Raw genomic sequence first — 18,672 nt, 5'->3', positions numbered from 1 at the left:
GCGGTCCGCGTCGTTACCGCAGCTAGCGTGACGTGGGTCACAACACGCCGTCTACCAGGACCTTCGCTGATCGCCCGGCGAAGCTCACCTCACTTTCGGTGAATGTCGAAGTTAATCGATGGGTAATAGCGATGACGACATTGACAGGGATCGTTGAGGTAGTCCGCAACCCCTGGCAAGACCCGTTCCACATCGTGAGACAGAACGACTAAAATCACCCACTGCCAGGGAATGTCCGGAGAGCGTAAAACAATTTCGTAATGAACTCGACAATCGCCGCACTGCGGCGAGCGGTGCCGTTCGCGCCCCCTGCCGTCCGAGCTCGCGGTCATTTTGCCTGGCCACCTCACCGGCAAATCCCGCCACCTTAGTAGGAAATCTTCACCTCCCCGATCAGGTTGGTCAGATTTAACCGGGACGTAACTGAGCGACGCTACGTTAGGACCGAGCGCGACATTGACTGACGCGAATTAGGGCCCGAGCGCCGGTGGTACGGCCGGCCGGTCCAGCCCGACGCCCCGCGATCTTCTCGCGACCGAAGTGGGAGCCTGATGAGTACTGCACCGCACACGCGCGACCTGATCATGGTTGTCAACCCTGCCGGCGCACTGGAGCCCGGCCCACGGATCACGGCCGCCGCCTGCGCCGGTGGCGGGCTGGGCGTGCTCGACCTGGCCGGCGGCGACGACTGGTCGCTGCGCGCGCTGACCCAGGCCGCCTCCTGGTCACCCGGGCCGATCGGGGTCCGGGTGCCGGCCGGCTGCCTGGCCACCCCCGACGAGGTCGACCACGCCGCCCGCGGCCGGGTCGACCTGGTGGTGGTCACCGCCGACAGCCCCTGGTCGCTGGCCGAGATCACCCCGCGGTACCGGGTGATCGTGGAGGTCACGAGCCGGGAGGAGGCCCGCGCAGCCGCGACGGGCGGCGCGCACGGGCTGATCGCCCGGGGCCTGGAGGGCGGGGGCCGGGTCAGCGACCTCAGCTCCTTCGTCCTGCTCCAGCAGCTCGTCACCGACGCCACCGTCGACCTGCCGGTCTGGGTGGCCGGCGGGATCGGGCCGCGCACCGCCGGGGCCTGCCTCGTCGGCGGGGCCACCGGGATCGTCCTGGACACCCAGCTCGCCCTGATGCCCGAGTCCGAGCTGCCGGCCGACGTCAAGGCCGCGATCCGGCGCATGGACGGCTCCGAGACGGTGCTGGCCGACGGTGCCCGGGGGATGCGCCGGGGCGGCCAGCACGACGTGCGCTCGGAGCTGCTGCCGATCGGTCAGGACGGCTGGCTCGCCGCCGTCTTCGCCGACCGCTGGGCCGACACCGCCAGCGCCGTGCGGGCCATGCGGACCATCATGCTCGACGCCGCCGACGACCCCGAGGCGGGCACGCTGCTGCTGCCCGGCTCGCCGCTGGCCCAGGCGCTCGGCGTGCGGGTGCCCGTCGCCCAGGGCCCGATGACCCGGGTCAGCGACGAGGCGGGCTTCGCCGCCGCGGTCGCCGACGGCGGCGCGCTGCCCTTCATCGCGCTCGCCCTGAACTCCGCGGACCAGTGCCGCCGGATGCTCACCGAGACCGCCGAGCGGCTCGGCGACCGGCCCTGGGGCGTCGGCGTGCTCGGCTTCGCCCCCGAGGAGTTGCGCGCCGCGCAGCTGGCCGTCATCGAGGAGATCCGCCCCGGCTTCGCCATCATCGCGGGCGGGCGGCCGCCGCAGGCCAAGGCGCTGGAGGAGCAGGGGATCAGCACCTTCCTGCACGTGCCCTCCCCGGGCCTGCTGCGGCAGTTCCTGCGCTCCGGCGCGCGGAAGTTCATCTTCGAGGGCGCCGAGTGCGGCGGGCACATCGGCCCCCGGTTCAGCTTCCCCCTGTGGGAGGCGCAGCTGCTGGTGCTGGAGGAGTACCTCGACGCCGAACCGGACGCGGGCGCGCAGCTCCAGGTCTTCTTCGCCGGTGGCGTCCACGACGCCCGCTCGGCGGCGATGGTCGCCACGATGGCCGCGCCGCTGGCGCGCCGGGGCGCCCGCATCGGCGTGCTCATGGGCACCGCCTACCTGTTCACCGCCGAGGCGGTGGAGCACGGCGCGGTCCAGCCGCTCTTCCAGCGTGAGGCCCTCACCGCCGAGCGGACCGCCCTGCTGGAGACCGCGCCGGGCCACGTCACCCGCTGCCTGCACACCCCGTTCGTCGACGACTTCCACGCGCTGCGCGCCCAGCTGGAGCAGGCCGGCGCGGAGAACCGCGAGGTGTGGGAGCAGCTCGAACTGCTCAACGTCGGCCGGCTGCGGATCGCCAGCAAGGGCCTGAAGCGCAACGGCGAGGTCATCGAGGCGGTGGACGAGGGCGTCCAGGCCGCCGAGGGGCTGTTCATGGCCGGGCAGGTCGCCGTGCTGCGCGACGCCGCCACGACCGTGGCCGGCCTGCACGACGCCGTCAGCACCGAGGCCCGCGACCTGCACGCCGCCCGGCTCGACGCGCTGCGCGACCGGCTCGCCCCGCCCGCCGAGATCGAGGAGCGTCCCGCGCCGCTGGACATCGCCATCGTCGGGATGGCCTGCATGCTGCCCGGCTCCCCCGACCTGGACAGCTTCTGGCGCACCGTGCTCACCGGCGCCGACGCGGTGACCGAGGTCCCCGCCGAGCGCTGGGACACCGACCTCTACTACGCCCCCGAGGTCGGGCCGGGCCAGACCGGCCGGATCAGCGTCTCCAAGTGGGGCGGCTTCATCAAGCCGGTGCCCTTCGACGCCATCGGCTACGGCATCCCGCCGACGGCGCTGGGCAGCATCGACCCGACCCAGCTGCTCGCCCTGGAGGTCTCGCACCGGGCGCTGATCGACGCCGGTTACCCGCACGACGCCGCCGGGGTCGACCACTCCCGCACCGGTGTCGTCTTCGGCGCGGAGGCCGGCAGCGACATGGGCCACGCGCAGACCCTGCGCACCATGCTGCCGGCGTACTTCGGCGAGGTGCCCGACGAGATGCAGGACCTGCTGCCCACAGTCACCGAGGACAGCTTCCCCGGGGTGCTGGCCAACGTCATCGCCGGCCGGGTCGCCAACCGGCTCGACCTGGGCGGGCCGAACTACACCATCGACGCCGCCTGCGCCTCCTCGCTGGCCGCCATGGACGCCGCCTGCAAGGAACTGGCCAGCGGCGACAGCGACATGATGATCTGCGGCGGCGCCGACCTGCACAACGGCGTCAACGACTACCTGATGTTCACCTCGGCGCACGCGCTGTCCCCCACCGGCCGGTCGCGGCCCTTCGACAGCACCGGCGACGGCATCGCCCTCGGCGAGGGCGTGGCCTGCGTCGTCCTCAAGCGGCTGGCCGACGCCGAGCGCGACGGCGACCGGATCTACGGCGTGATCAAGGGACTCGGCGGGGCCAGCGACGGCCGCGCCCTCGGCCTGACCGCCCCCCGCCCCGACGGGCAGCGGCGGGCGCTGGACCGGGCGTACCGACGCAGCGGCGTCTCCCCGCGCGACGTCGGCCTCGTGGAGGCGCACGGCACCGGCACCGTCGTCGGCGACCGCACCGAGCTGGAGACCCTGACCCGGATGTTCGTCGAGGCCGGCGCGGAGCCGGGCGCGTGCGCGCTCGGGTCGGTGAAGTCGCAGATCGGGCACACCAAGTGCGCCGCCGGGCTGGCCGGCGTGATCAAGGCGGCCCTGTCGCTGTACCACGGCGTCCGGCCGCCGACGATCCACCTGAAGCGCCCCAACCCGGCCTGGCACCCGCAGCAGAGCCCGTTCGCCTTCTACACCGAGGCCCGCCCCTGGCCGGCCCCCGCCGAGGAGCGGATCGCCGGGGTGAGCGCGTTCGGCTTCGGCGGCACCAACTTCCACGTCGTGCTCAGCGCGCACGCCGGCGCCCCCGAGCCCCGGCACGGCCGGCGGCTCTGGCCGGCGGAGCTGTTCTGCTTCCGGGGACTCGACCGGGCCGCGGCCCACCAGTCGGTCCGGCAGCTGCTGGACGGCCTCGCCGGCGACGCCGGGCGGGACCGCCCGGGACGCCTCGCCGAGCTGGCCGCCGCCGTGGCCGCGAAGGCCGCCGGCCGGTCCGGCCCCACCCGGGTGGCGATCGTCGCCCGGGACCTGACCGAGCTGGAGGCGCTGCTGCACCGGGCGCTGGCCGGCGAGCACGACCCGGCCCGGGGCCTGGTGCAGCCGGACGAGGTCGAGCCGGTCGGGCCCGGCCAGGTCGCGTTCCTCTTCCCCGGGCAGGGCAGTCAGCGCCCCGGCGCCCTCGCGGAACTCTTCGTCGCCTTCCCGGAGCTGCGGCACTACCTCGAACTCGACCGCGACGCGGCCGAGCTGCTCTTCCCCGCCGCCGCCTTCGACCAGTCGTCGCGGCGCGAGCAGGAGGAGCGGGTCCGCGACACCCGGGTCGCCCAGCCCGTGCTCGGCATCGGCGGGCTCGCCGTCGACCACCTGCTGCGCCGCCTCGGCGTACGCCCGGACATGACCGCCGGCCACAGCTACGGCGAGCTGGTCGGGCTCTGCGTGGCCGGCGCGTTCGACGCGCCCACGCTCATGGCGCTGAGCCGGGAGCGCGCGGCGTCCATCCTGGGCGCCGCCGGCGAGGACCCGGGCACCATGGCGGCCGTCAACGCCTCCGCCGACGACGTCGCCCAGGTCCTCGCCAGCGCCGGGCTGACCAGCGAGGTCGTGCTGGCCAACCGCAACTCCCCGAAGCAGGTGGTGGTCTCCGGGCCGACCGCGAAGGTGCAGTCGGCGGTGGTCGCGCTCAAGGAGGCCGGGCTGTCGGCCAAGGCGCTCTCCGTCGCCTGCGCCTTCCACAGCCCCGTGGTGGCCGGCGCGGTGGAGACCTTCGCCGAGGTGCTCGCCGCCCACCGGATCGCCGAGCCGCGCATCCCGGTCTGGTCCAACCTGACCGCCGCGCGCTACTCCGGCGACGCCGGCCAGGTGCGCCACCACCTCGCCGAGCAGATCGGGGCCCCGGTCCGCTTCGTCGAGCAGGTCGAGGCGATGTACGCCGCCGGGGCCCGCCTCTTCGTCGAGGTGGGACCCGGCCAGGTGCTCACCCGCCTGGTCAAGGCCGTGCTCGGCGACCGGCCACACCGCGCGATCGCCTGCGAGCGCGGGCCCGAGGAGGGGCTGCGCGGCTTCCTGATCTCGGTCGGGGAGCTCGCCTGCGCCGGTGCGCCGGTGCGCCCCGACTGGCTCTTCCACGGCCGCGTCGCCGCCGACGCGCCCGCCACCGCACCGACCCGTCGTCCGATCTGGACGGTCGACGGGCTGCTCGTCCGGGACCAGCACGGCAACTGTCTTCCCGGTGGCATGACCCCTCCCCGACGGATCAAGGAGTTGTCGATGACCCCAGCGAACGGTGCCGTCACCGGTACCCCCACCGGCACCGGCCCCGACGCCGGCGGCCAGGACATCCGTGGCGAGCTGCTCAACGAGTACCTGCGCGCCACCCGGGACATGATCGCCTCCCAGCGTGACGTGATGCTCGCCTTCCTCGGTGACCCCGGCAACGGCGGTCCGGGCGGCGGCGGCCGGCTCGTCTGGCAGCCCGCCGAGACGTACCGGGTCGAGGGCCACACGCCGGCCGCGCTGCCGCAGGCAGCGGCGGCACCCGCCATCGCCCCGCCGGCACCCGCGCCCGCCGCCCCCCGGCCCCCGGCCCCCGCGCCCGCCGCGGCCCCCGTGCCGGCCGTGGCGCTGGCGACCAACGGCGGGTCGGCCCTGGCCACGACCATCGCGCCGGCGCGGCCGGTGACCCCGGCCGTCGTCCCGGTCTCGCCCGCCGTCGGGCCCATCACCCCCGCCCCCGCCCCCGCCCCGGTGCCGGCTGCGGCCCCGGTGGCCACCGGGCCGAGCGTCGCCGACTTCCAGAACGCCATCCTCGCGGTGATCAGCGAGCGCACCGGCTACCCGGTCGACCTCATCGAACTCGACCTCGACCTCGAAGCCGACCTCTCCATCGACTCCATCAAGCGCGCCGAGGTCGCCGGCGAGGTCGCCCAACGCCTCGAACTCGCCGTCGAAGGCGACGAGAGCGAGCTGGAGGACCTCGTCAAGGCCCGCACCGTCCGCGCCATGGTCACCTGGCTCGACGAGAAGATGGGCTCGGCGCCCGTCGCCGCACCGGCGGCCGGGCCGGTCGTCGTCCCGCCCGCCGGCACGCCGGTCGGCGTCACCACGGCCGACTTCCAGCAGGCGATCCTCAGCGTCATCAGCGAGCGCACCGGCTACCCGGTCGACCTCATCGAACTCGACCTCGACCTCGAAGCCGACCTCTCCATCGACTCCATCAAGCGCGCCGAGGTCGCCGGCGAGGTCGCCCAACGCCTCGAACTCGCCGTCGAAGGCGACGAGTCCGAGCTGGAGGACCTCGTCAAGGCCCGCACCGTCCGCGCCATGGTCACCTGGCTCGACGAGAAGATGGGCGGCAGCGTCCACGTGTCGGTGTCCACCACCGGCCCGGTCGCCCTGCCGACCGCTCCCGTCCCCGCCGCCGCCGCGCCCGGGGCCTCGCTCGCCGAGTTCCAGAACGCCATCCTCACGGTGATCAGCGAGCGCACCGGCTACCCGGTCGACCTCATCGAACTCGACCTCGACCTCGAAGCCGACCTCTCCATCGACTCCATCAAGCGCGCCGAGGTCGCCGGCGAGGTCGCCCAACGCCTCGAACTCGCCGTCGAAGGCGACGAGTCCGAGCTGGAGGACCTCGTCAAGGCCCGCACCGTCCGCGCCATGGTCACCTGGCTCGACGAGAAGCTCAACGGCGCGGTCACCGCGACGGCGACCCTCACCGCCACGGCGAGCATCGCCGCCCCGGCCGCCCCCGTGCAGGCCGCCCCCGCCGTGGCCCCGGCCGCGCCGGAGCCGGCCGACGCCGGGGTCGGCGTCGGGATCGCCCCGAAGCGGCTGGTGGCGCAGGAGAGCGTCCGCACCGAGCCGGTCGGCGACCCGGCCACCGTGCTCGCCGGCACCCGGTTCCTGATCACCGGCGGCGGCGCGATCGCGGCGTACCTGGCGGAGCTGCTCGGCGAGTACGGCGCCAGCGGCCAGCTCGGCGTGCTCGACAGCCAGCAGGCCGGCGAGGGCTTCGACGGGGTGCTCGTCCTCGACGGGCTCACCAACCTCGACGAGCCGCTGCTGCCCGACGTGTTCCCGCTGTTGCAGCGGGCGCTCGCGACCGGCCCGCGCTGGCTGCTGGCCGCCGGGGCCCGCGACGCCGCCGGGGCCGCCGACGGCATGCCCGGCCTGTTCCGCACCATCGCCCGCGAGTACCCGCAGCTGACCGCCCGCTTCGTCGAGGTGGACCCGGCCGCCGCGGCCGACGTGCTCGCCCGGCAGCTCCTGAACGAGGTGCTCACCAGCAGCGAGGCGCCGGTGGTGTACCTCCGGGGCGACGACCGCTACGTCGCCGACCTGGTGCCGGTGGAGCTGGGCGCGCTGGCCGCCGGCGGGGCCGGCCCGGCCGGCGACGGGGTGGCCGAGGCCGCCGCGATCGGCCTGGAGCCCGACTCGGTGATCGTCCTGATCGGCGGGGCTCGGGGCATCACCCCCTGGTTCGCCCGGACGCTCGCCTCGGCCAGCCGGTGCCGCATCGAGCTGGTCGGCCGCACCCCGCTGCCCGAGGGCCCGGAGGACCCGGCGCTGGCCGCGGCCGGCGACAAGCAGGCCCTGGTCGCGGCGCTGGCCCGGCAGGGCCTGCGCAACCCCGCCGAGATCGACCGCACCGCCCAGCGCATCCTGGCCGCCCGGGAGGTCAACGCGACCATCGCCGAGCTGACCGAGCTCGGTGGCGAGGTCCGCTACCACACCCTCGACGTCCGCGACACGGCCGCGACCCGGCACCTGCTGGGCCGCATCCACGCCGAGCACGGCCGGCTCGACGGCCTGGTGTACGCCGCCGGGATCATCGAGGACAAGCTGATCGCCGAGAAGGACCCGGCCTCGTTCACCCGGGTCTTCGACACGAAGGTCGACGGGGCGCGCGGGCTGCTGACCGCCCTGGACGAGCTGCCCGCCAAGCCGCGCTTCGTGGTCTTCTTCGGCAGCATCGCCGCCGCCTACGGCAACCGGGGGCAGTCCGACTACGCGGCCGCCAACGACGCCCTGGACACGATCGGCACCCGCTACGCGGCCCGCACAGGGGTCCGCACCGTGACCGTCCACTGGGGGCCGTGGGCGCCCGGCGCCGGCCACGGCGGCATGGTCACCGCCGAGCTGAGCCGGGAGTACGCCCGCCGCGGCATCGGCCTGATCGACCCGGAGGAGGGCGCGCTGGCCCTGCTGCGCGAGCTGGCCTGGGCCGACGCGGCGGTCACCTCGGTCGTCTACACCGCCTCGGGCTGGTGAGCGCGCCGATGCCCCGCAACGCCCCCGCCCACACCGCACGACGGAGGAACCGATGAGCAACGGCGCACCCGCGCCCGGCCAGATCGCGATCGTCGGGATGGCCGCCCTGATGCCCTCCGCCGGTGACCTGGAGAGCTACTGGCGCAACCTGATCAACGGGGTCGACGCGATCACCGACGTGCCGCCGCACCGGTGGGACGAGGAGTTCTACGACCCGGAGCAGGCGCACCGCCCGGACCGGATGTACTGTAAGCGCGGCGGCTTCGTCGACGAGTTCGCCACGTTCGAACCGCTGCGGTTCGGCGTGATGCCCGCCTCCATCGGCGACATCGAGCCGGACCAGCTGATCACGCTGGAGGTGGCCGCCGCCGCGATCGACGACGCGGGCGGCGCCGACAAGATGCCCGACGGCGAGCGCGTCGGCGTCATCCTCGGCCGGGGCGGCATCCTCAGCCCCGCCCAGGCCCGCTACGCCCAGCGGGTGCGGATGTCCAGCCAGGTCATCGGGATCCTGCGGGAACTGATCCCGGACGTCGACCCGGCCCGGCTGGAGCTGCTGCGCAAGAAGTTCGACGAGCGCCTCGGCCCGTACCAGCCGGAGGGGACCATCGGCCTGGTGCCGAACCTGGCCGCCTCCCGGGTGGCCAACCGGCTCAACCTGCGCGGCCCCGCGTACACCATCGACGCGGCCTGCGCCTCCTCGCTGATCGCCGTGGACCAGGGCATCACGGAGCTGCTCAACGGCCGGCTCGACGCGGTGCTCGCCGGCGGCGTGCACCACGTGCACGACATCAGCTTCTGGTCGGTGTTCAACCAGCTCCGGGCGTTGTCGCGGCAGGGCGAGATCCGGCCGTTCGACGCCGCCGCCGACGGGCTGCTGATCGGCGAGGGCACCGGCGTGGTGGTGCTCAAGCGGTACGCCGACGCGGTCCGCGACGACGACCGGATCTACGCGGTGATCCGGGGCAGCGGGGTGTCCAGCGACGGCAAGTCCGCCAGCATGTTCAACCCGGCGGTCTCCGGGCAGGTGCTGGCCATCAAGCGGGCCTGGGAGGCCGCCGGGCTCGACCCGACCGCCCCGGACGCGCTGGGGCTGCTGGAGGCGCACGGCACCGGCACCCCGACCGGGGACGCCGCCGAGCTGACCACCGTGGCCCAGGTGTTCGGCCCGTACGCCGGCGGCCCCCGCCCGGTCATCGGGTCGGTCAAGTCGATGATCGGGCACACCATGCCGGCCGCCGGCGTCGCCGGCCTGATCAAGGCCGCGATGGCGGTCCACCGGGGCGTGCTGCCGCCCACCCTGCACTGCGAGTCCCCCCGGGCGGAGATGGCGGCGACCCGGTTCGCCCCGATCGCCACCGCCCAACCGTGGGAGAGCGACGGGCCGCGCCGGGCCGGGGTCAACGCGTTCGGCTTCGGCGGGATCAACGCCCACCTGGTCATCGAGCAGGCGCCCGCGTCGGCCGGCGAGCCGCTCGTCGGGTTCACCGCGCCTGCCGCCGGCGCCGGGTCGGTCACGGTCGACGAGGCCGACCAGGTGCTGTGGCTGGCCGCGTCGAGCCCGGCCGGGCTCGCCGAGCTGCTGGACCGCGACGACGAGACGGTCCGCCGCCTCGGCGCCGACCTGGCCGCGCGCTCGGGCGGCGACGCGCCGGGGCGGGCCCGCCTCGGCATCGTCAACCCCACCGACAAGCTGCTCGCCGTGGCCCGCAAGACGGTGGCCCGGGGGCAGGCGTGGCGGGGCGGGCGGGACATCTGGTTCAGCCCGCAGCCGCTGCTGGCCGACGGGGCGGGCAAGCTCGCGTTCGTCTTCCCCGGCCTGGAGGCGGAGTTCTCGCCGCGCACCACCGACCTGGCCGCCCACTTCGGGCTGCCCGACCGGGAGTGGTCCGCCGCCGACCTGGGTCGGCACGGCGCCGGCCTGATCGAGGTCGGCAAGCTGTTCAACGCGGCGCTGGAACGCATCAACGTGCGCCCGGACGCCGTCGCCGGGCACAGCATCGGCGAGTGGACCGCCGCCGCCGTCAGCGGCCAGATCAGCACCGCCGCGATGGACGAGTTCCTGGAGCTGTTCAACGCCGAGTCGGTGGAGATCTCCGGGTACGTCTTCGCCGCCGTCGGCGCGGGCGCCGACCGGGTCACCCCGCTGCTCGGTGACTTCCCCGGGGTGGTGCTCTCGCACGACAACGCGCCGGCGCAGTCGGTGGTGAACGGGCCGGAGACCCAGGTGGACCGCCTGGTGGAGGCGCTGCGGGGCCGCAACATTTTGTGCCAGAAGCTGCCGTTCCGCTCGGCCTTCCACACCCCCGCGTTCGCCGAGGGGCTCACCTCGATCGGCGCGGCGCTGGGCCGGTGGGAGGTGCACCCGACCCGGATGCCGGTGTGGTCGGCGACCCTGCACGCGCCGTTCCCGCCCGACGAGGACCAGGTCAACCACATCTTCGTCCGGCACATGATGGAGCCGGTCTGGTTCCGGCAGACCGTCGAGGCGATGTACGCCGACGGGTTCCGCGTCTTCCTCCAGGTCGGCGCGGGGCAGCTCGCCTCGCTGATCGGCGACAACCTGCGCGGGCGCGACCACCTCGCGATGCCGGTGAACACGGCGCACCGCACCGGGCTGAACCAGCTCCGCCGGGTCGCCACCGCGCTGTGGGTGGAGGGGGCGGCCCCGGACCTGGGGGCCCTGTCGACCCCGCGGCGCCCCGCGTCGGCCGCGCCGGCGAGCACCGCGCCGGCGAAGCCCACCAGCAGCACCGGTCGGCGCGGGCCCCGGGTGAAGCTCGACCTCGGCGGCCCCCTGGTCCGCCTCGGCGCGGACGCGGCCGGCCTGCTCGGACTGGACGCCATGCCGGCCGCCACCGCCGCGCCGACGCCGGTGCGGTCCGCCGGCAACGGGGCGTCCGCCGCCCGGCCGGTGGTGGGCAACGGCACCCCGGCCGGCACCCGCCCGGCCGCCGGCAACGGCACCCCGGCCACCGTGCCGGTCCGGGCCGCCGGCAACGGCACGCCGGCCGCGCCGGCGGCCCCCGCCGCCCGCCCGGCCACGGGCCACGGCGCGCCGGTGGCCACGCCGGCCCGCGCCGCCGCACCGGCGACGCCGCCGGCCGTGCCCCAGGGCACCGTCGCGCAGCAGGCCGGTGCGGCGCTGTCCAAGGAGGCCAGCGCCGCGATGACCGCGGTGAACCGGCTCGCCGGGCAGTCCAGCGCGGCGGCCGAGTTCGCGGCCCTGCTCCAGGACACCGCGCAGAGCGCGGCCAGCGTGCTGGACGCCACCGGCGGCAGCGGCACCCTGGCCCCGGCCCGCCCGGCGACGCCCGCCGGCCCGGTCCGGTCCCAGCCGCCGCGACCCGCCACCGCGCCGGCCGCCTTCAAGGCCCCGACCCCGGTCGCGCGCCCCGGCGTCAATCCCGGCGAGATCGGCCGGATCACCCTGCGGGTCTCCCTGGAGACCATGCCGTACCTGCTGGACCACTGCTTCTTCGTGCAGCCGGACGACTGGCCGAACCCGGAGGACCGGTGGCCGGTGGTGCCGGCGACGGCGCTGGTCGCGCACATGATGGACGCGGTGGAGCAGCTGGTGCCCGGCACCCGGGTGGTCCAGGTGCACGACGCCAAGTTCAACAAGTGGCTGATCGCCGAGCCGGCCACGGACGTCGAGATCGTGGTGAAGACCGCCGGGCCGAACCTCTACTCGGTCGTCTTCGCCGGCTACGCCCGGGCCACGATCGAGGTCGGCACCGCGTACCCGGCCCCGCCGGAGGTCTGGACGCACGACCCGGCCACCGAGCGCCCGCCCACCCTCGGCGCCGCCGAGATGTACGCGGAGCGCCTGATGTTCCACGGCCCGCAGTTCCAGGGCGTGACCGAGGTGCACGCGCTCGGCGACATGCACGTGCGGGGCATCGTCACCGCCCCGGTGCCGCCCGGCGCCCTGCTGGACAACGCGTTGCAGCTCATCGGCAACTGGCTGATCACCACGCAGCCGTTCCGGACGGTGGCCCTGCCGGTGGGGCTGGGCCGGGTGCGGTTCTTCGGGCCGCCCCCGCCGGCCGGCCGGGCGTTCGTCTGCGTCGCCCGGGTGCAGACCATCGACGACGGGAAGCTCGTCGCCGACACCCAGCTCAGCTACCAGGGGCGGGTGTGGGCGCAGATCGAGGGGGCAGTCGACCGGCGGTTCGACAGCCACCCGCAGGCCCGCGTCGCGGAGCGCTTCCCCGAGCGGTACCCGATGTCGCACTTCCAGCCGGAGGGCTGGACGATGGCCTTCGACTGCTGGACCGACCTGGTCACCCTGGGCATGGCGGCCCGGGGCATCCTCGGCGGCGCGGCCAACGCCGAATACGAGCGGCAGCCGGCCAAGACCCGCAAGCAGTGGCTGCTCGGCCGGATCGCGGCCAAGGACGCGGTGCGCTCCCGGCTGTGGGAGCAGGGCCACACCGACATCTACCCGATCGAGCTGACCGTCGGCAACGACCCCGACGGGCGGCCGTGGGTGCGCGGTCGGCCCGGCCGCGGCCTCGACGACTGCGACGTCTCGCTCGCGCACTGCGGCGACATCGGGGTGGCGATGGCCCGGTTGCGTCCCGCCGGGGCGCCGGCCGCGACGCCGGGCGTCGGCATCGACGTCGCCGAGGTCACCGACGACCCGGACGGCACGGTCGGCTCCGCCCTCACCGACGGCGAGGCGGCGCTGCTGGCGTCGCTGGCCGGCGGGGACGCCGCCGCGCACCGGCTGTGGTCCACCCGGTTCCGGGCGGCGAAGGAGGCCGTCGGCAAGGCGGAGGGCACGGGGCTGGACGGCAGGCCGCGCCTGTGCCAGGTGCGCGAGGCCGCCGACGGCGTGCTGACCGTCGAGGTCGGCGGGCGCGGCTACCGGGTCGGCTACCGGGAGGTCGACAACCCCGAGGACCTGCGGCCCCGGCGCTACGTCGTCGCCTGGACCTGGGGCCCCGAGCCGGCCCCCGCCACCCCGCCCGGGGTGTCCCGACCGTGAACGACAGACCGGGCCGGCCGACCGGCCGGCCCACCCCGACAGCAGGCCACCCCACCGGAACAGCAGAAGGAGCAACCATCATGGCCGCGGCCCAGGACAGCATCCTCGCCGACCTCACCGAGATGATCAACGCCGTACTGGGCGACTTCGCGACCGACCAGGTCATCACCATGGACACCACGTTCCGCGACGACCTGGGCATGGAGAGCATCGACGTCGTCTCGCTCGCCGGCCGGCTCCAGGCCCGCTACGGCGACACCGTCAACTTCGCCCACTTCGTGGCGAAGCTCGACCTGGAGACGGTGGGCGAGCTGCGGGTCGGTCAGCTCGTCGAGCACATCGCCACCTCCCTGGAGGGCGACGGGGTCACGGCGGGCAGCCGGTGACGATGGTACGGGCGAACGGGATCGAGCTGCACGTGCAGCGGCTCGATCCCGCCGGTGCGGCCCCGGCGGGCGGGACCGGGCCGACGCCGACGGCGGTGCTGATCCACGGCATGGCCTCGGACACCATGGCGAGCTGGTACTTCACCATGGCCGAGCCGCTGACCCGGGCCGGCTTCCCGACCGTCCTGTACGACCTGCGCGGCCACGGCCGCAGCGACCGCCCGGCCACCGGGTACGCCCTCGACGACTTCGTCGACGACCTGGCGGCGCTGCTGGTCGAGCTGGACGTCACGGGCCCGCTGCTGCTGTTCGGCAACTCCTTCGGCGGGACGATCGCCTTCGGCTACGCCGCGCGCCACCCGGACCGGGTGGCCGGCATCGTGGCCGTGGAGTCGTCCCCGCCGACGCCGGAGTGGATGGGCCGGGTGCGGATGCGGCTGGAGCGGGTCGCCGCCCGGCTGCCCCGCGAGGGGGCGCTGGCCGAGATCGGCGCGGCCCGGGGGCGCATCGCCGCCCGTCGGGCCGCCGACACCGGCCGGATGCTCGCCGAGACCACCATGACGGCGGAGCTGCCGGCGAGCCGGCTGCCGGCGCGCGACGCGCTCGCCGCGATCGCCTGCCCGGTGCTGTGCCTCTACGGCGGCGACTCGGCGGTGGGCGAGCTGGCCCCGGCCGTACGCGGGCTGCTGCCGCAGACCCGGGTCGTCGTCCTGCCCGACCAGAAGCACTCCGTCCTGATCGACCGGCCCGACTCGGTGCGCCGGCACGTCCTCGCCTGGCTGGGCGAGGAGTGCGGGCTCGACGTGGCCCCACCCGTCACCACATGACAGCGCGACTTCCAGGAGGAATCCCGATGGACACCCCGATCACGGGTCGGTCGATCATCATCAGCAACGGACGCTGCGGCTCGACGCTGCTGTCCGACCTGATCCACGAGGAGCCCGACACGCTGTCGGCCCAGGAGTTCTTCATGTCGGTGACGCCGTGGGCGCGCAGCGCCGAGGTGATCACCGGGGCGGAGTACTGGGCGGTGCTGGCCAGCCCCAAGCCGGAGCTGGCCACGCTGTTCCGGATCGGGCTGCCGCCCAAGGAGGTCCGCTACCCGGCCACGGGCCGCTGGGCCGGCCGGATGACCGAGCTGCCCCGGATCCTGGCGATCACCCTGTCGAAGCTCACCGACGACCCGGACGCCCTGTTCGACCAGCTCGCCGAGCGGGTGCCGAGCTTCGGCACCCAGTCGGTCGCCCGGCACCACAGCGACTTCCTGGACCTGGTGGCCACCCTCACCGGCAAGAAGCGCTGGGTGGAGCGCTCCGGCGGCTCCAGCCACCTGGCCCCGCACCTGCTCAAGGGCTTCCCGGACTGCAAGATCGTCTACCTGACCCGGAACCGTGAGGACACGGCGAAGTCGATGAGCCGGCACTCGTCGTTCCAGCTCATCCAGCTCCGGGTGGAGTTCCTGGGCCGCTGCGGCCTGGACCCGTTCCGGGTCACCGACGCCGACGACGTGCCGGCGGACCTCCAGCCGTTCCTGCCGCACCGGCTGACCGCCGAGGCGCTGCGCGAGCGCGGCGAGGACATGCGCCGCTACCTCGGGCTGTGCGCGTTCATGACCAGCCAGGCCGATCAGGCGCTGTCCGACGTGCCGCCGGAGCACCTGCTGCGGATGCGCTACGAGGACCTGGTCGCCGACCCGGTCGGCGAGCTGACGCAGCTCGGCGAGTACCTGGAGTTCCCCGAGGCCGGGAAGTGGGCGGAGCAGGTCGCCGGGCGGGTCGTCGCCCCGGCCCGCAAGCCCGCGCCCGCCGCCGTCTGAGCCGCCCCACCCCACACCGCACCCAATTCTCCTGCGCGCCGGGGCCCGGACCACCGGGCCCGGCCGCCGGTGTCCCACCCTTTTTGCTGGAAAGAGAGGCAGTTGGTGAATCCACTCCGGATCTCCACTCGGCGGCTGTTAGCCGCCGTTGCCGTGCTCGGGCTCGGGCCCGTGCTGGCGGTCCCCGCGGCGGCGCTCGGCGCGCCGCTCGACGCCGCCGGGGCGGCCGGCGGCCAGCCGCCGGCCACGCAGGTCCTCGCCAAGGCCCCGCCGGACGAGTGCTTCGCGGGGATCGGGCAGCCGTACCCGGCGGGTCCGCCCTGTGAGACGGGGCAGGCGAAGGTCAACCAGGCGTACCTGTGGGGGATGACCCGCGCCGGCCGGACGCTGTTCTTCGGCACCGGAGCGAACGTCAACTGCCTGACCAGCGGCCGGACGCTGGAGAACACCGTGCCGACGCAGAACGCCGACTGGGTCTGCGAGTACGGCGAGAGCCAGATCGCCAAGCGTAACCCCCAGTTGCCGGTCAAGCTGGGCGACCACCGCATCCCGCGGCTCTACACCTACGACACCAGGTCGAACCAGCTCACGGAGAAGACCGACCTGGTGAAGGCCGCCTCGCCCGACGACGCGACCCGGTTGCAGAACACCGTCGGCATCCGGGCCGCCGGCAACTACGGCGGCGTGGCCCTGCTGGGCGGCCCGGCGCTGGGCGAGAGCATCAACCTCTTCGCCTTCGACACCGACACCGGGGCCTTCCTGGGCTCGCACAACTTCACCGCGTACGGCAACATCCGGCACTTCACCGTCGCCGACGGCGCGCTCTACGCCGGCGTGGGCGTGGGCAACAACGGCGGCAACCGCGGCCACGTGCTGCGCTGGATGGGCAGCAAGACCGACCCGTTCAACTTCGTCCAGGTGGCGACCCTGCCGGCGCAGGCCGCCGACCTGACCGTCCACGAGGGCCGGATCTTCGTCACCACCTGGCCGGGGGCGACCGAGGAGTTCGGTGAGGAGGCGACGGAGGCGGCGGAGCCGACGGAGCCGCCGGCGAGCATCGCCTCGGTGTGGATGAGCCCGAAGCTCTCCGACGGCGAGCCGGGGCTCACCCCGTCCGACGACGCCGCCTGGCAGCAGGTGTGGAACGTGGCCAGCTACGAGCCCGACCCGGTGGTCGCCTACACCTACGGTCTCGGCGGCCTGGCCTCCTACGGCGGCTACCTCTACTGGGGCACCATGCACGTGCCGATGAAGGCCACCAGCCTGCACCTGAGCATCTACCCGCCGGTCGACGAGGCCGGGATCACCGCGACGGCCCAGAACACCCAGCGGGCGATCAGCATCTACCGGGGCAAGGGCTTCGGCTCCTCGAAGCAGAAGGTGGACCTGCTCTACGGCGCGACCGAGCTGCCCGCGTTCGACCCGGAGGCCAACAACGGGGTCGGGGCGTGGACCACGAAGTCGACCAACTACACCCCGAAGTACGGCGCCGCCGGCTTCGGCAACCCGTACAACAACTACACCTGGAAGATGGCGGTGGCCGCCGGGAAGCTCTACGTGGGCACCATGGACTGGAGCTACCTGGCCAAGGAGTTCGGCCAGCAGACCGCCGCCCAGCTCGGCCTGTCGCCGCAGATGGGTGACGTGCTGGCCAAGGCGCCGGCCGTGGCGGCGGCACCGCCCGGAATGCGGGCCACCGCCGAGATCCCCGAGGCGGTGTACGGCGGCGACCTGTACGCGTTCTCCTCGACCCGCAAGGGGGCGACGACGATCAGCGACACCGGGGTGGGCAACTACCTCAACTACGGGGTGCGCAACATGGTCGTCGACGGTTCGAACCTCTACCTGGGCATGGCGAACCCGATGAACCTGCGGACCGACCCGAACGACGACGTGCCCGAGGGCGGCTGGGAGCTGATCAAGCTCAAGGCCGGCTGCTGATCCCCGTGCCGCCGGCCCGGCGTCCCCTCCTGCGCCGGGCCGGCGGCCGGCAGCCCTTGCCGAACCCTGGCCCGTTCCTGACATTCCTCGAACATTCGCGGGCGAAAGTGTTCATATGATGACTTTTTCCGTTTTTCGCCCCGCCGCCGGGACGCCCGGCGGTCGGTCGCACCGACCGTCGCCCTCCCCCGCCGCCACCCGACTCGCCGGGGCGCTCGCGCTCCTCGTCGGGCTGACCCTGCTCGCCGGGTGCACCCGCGGCGGTGGCGGGATCGGTGACGGCGGGTCGGGGACCGACCGGGCCTCCGACGGCGCGTCGACGGCGGACGTGCCCGTCGGCTCGTCCCAGCGCACCCTGACCGTCGACGGGCGCGAACGCACCTACCGGCTGTACCGGCCCGCCTCGGCGAAGCTGACCGAGCCGGTCCCGCTCGTGGTCATGCTGCACGGCGCGGCCGGCACCGGCGAACAGGCCGAGGAGGCGTACGGCTGGACGGAGGAGGCCGACCGCAACGGCTTCGTGGCCGTCTTCCCCGACGGCATCAACCGCGCCTGGGCGGTCGGGCGCGAGTGCTGCGGCGCACCGGCCCGCGAGGGCGTCGACGACGTCAAGTTCATCACGGAGCTGGTCCGCACCGTCGGCGAGACGGTCCCGGTCGACCCGGCCCGCACGTACGTCTCCGGGATCTCCAACGGCGGGCTGCTGGCGTTCCGGCTGGTCTGCGACACCACGGTCTTCGCCGCCGTCGGCGCGGTGGCGACCACGCTCACCGGGCAGTGCGACGACCCCAAGCCGGTGTCGGTGCTGCACATCCAGGGCAAGCTCGACAAGACCATGCCCTACGGCGGCGGCCCCGGCCGGCGCGACAACGGCGGCACCGGCCGCAACCCGGTGAAGATCGACGGCCCGCCCGCCCCCGAGCTGGCCGCCCGGTGGCGCGCCGTCGACGACTGCGGCGAGCCGAAGGACACCACCGACGGCCCGGTCGTCCGCACCGCCGCCACCTGCCCCGAGGGGCGCGCCGTCGAGCTGATCACCATCACCGACGCCGGCCACCAGTGGCCCGGCGGCAAGCCGAACCCGCCGCGCGCGCAGCGGCTGCTCAACCTCGACCCGCCCTCCACCGCGCTGAACGCCACCGAGACCATCTGGCAGTTCTTCAGCGCCCACCCCAAGCCCGCCGGCGGCTGACGCCGCCCCGCGCC

7 protein-coding genes are annotated in these 18,672 nt (G+C 74.4%); all 7 read left to right on the top strand.

The window, feature by feature from the left end:
* Positions 1 to 551 precede the first annotated feature (551 nt).
* The 7 genes from O7628_RS26315 to O7628_RS26285 all read left to right on the top strand — a co-directional run bounded on the left by O7628_RS26315 (position 552) and on the right by O7628_RS26285 (position 18,658).
* The gene (locus O7628_RS26315) at positions 552 to 8,330 is read left to right on the top strand and encodes a type I polyketide synthase (RefSeq protein WP_278134593.1); all 7,779 of its coding nucleotides are present in this window, start codon (positions 552 to 554) and stop codon (positions 8,328 to 8,330) included.
* A gap of 52 nt (positions 8,331 to 8,382) precedes the next feature.
* The gene (locus O7628_RS26310) at positions 8,383 to 13,323 is read left to right on the top strand and encodes a type I polyketide synthase (protein WP_278134591.1); all 4,941 of its coding nucleotides are present in this window, start codon (positions 8,383 to 8,385) and stop codon (positions 13,321 to 13,323) included.
* An 80-nt stretch (positions 13,324 to 13,403) separates the two neighbouring features.
* Positions 13,404 to 13,709 carry a phosphopantetheine-binding protein gene (locus O7628_RS26305; protein WP_074479085.1) on the top strand — a complete coding sequence of 102 codons (306 nt, stop codon included), beginning with the start codon at positions 13,404 to 13,406 and terminating at the stop codon, positions 13,707 to 13,709.
* A gap of 2 nt (positions 13,710 to 13,711) precedes the next feature.
* Positions 13,712 to 14,536: an alpha/beta hydrolase gene (locus O7628_RS26300; protein WP_278136409.1), complete on the top strand. Its 825-nt coding sequence runs from the start codon at positions 13,712 to 13,714 to the stop codon at positions 14,534 to 14,536.
* Between the two features lie 26 nt (positions 14,537 to 14,562).
* Positions 14,563 to 15,525 carry a sulfotransferase gene (locus O7628_RS26295; RefSeq protein ID WP_074479083.1) on the top strand — a complete coding sequence of 321 codons (963 nt, stop codon included), beginning with the start codon at positions 14,563 to 14,565 and terminating at the stop codon, positions 15,523 to 15,525.
* Between the two features lie 105 nt (positions 15,526 to 15,630).
* The gene (locus O7628_RS26290) at positions 15,631 to 17,466 is read left to right on the top strand and encodes a hypothetical protein (RefSeq protein WP_278136408.1); all 1,836 of its coding nucleotides are present in this window, start codon (positions 15,631 to 15,633) and stop codon (positions 17,464 to 17,466) included.
* Between the two features lie 118 nt (positions 17,467 to 17,584).
* Complete coding sequence (locus tag O7628_RS26285; protein ID WP_278134588.1) at positions 17,585 to 18,658, top strand: PHB depolymerase family esterase; 1,074 nt, start codon at positions 17,585 to 17,587, stop codon at positions 18,656 to 18,658.
* Positions 18,659 to 18,672 lie beyond the last annotated feature (14 nt).

This window comes from Micromonospora sp. WMMD956 (genome assembly GCF_029626125.1).
GTDB lineage: Bacteria > Actinomycetota > Actinomycetes > Mycobacteriales > Micromonosporaceae > Micromonospora > Micromonospora carbonacea.
Note: the sequence above shows the minus strand (reverse complement) of the source record. Positions and strands in the feature narration are given on the sequence as shown.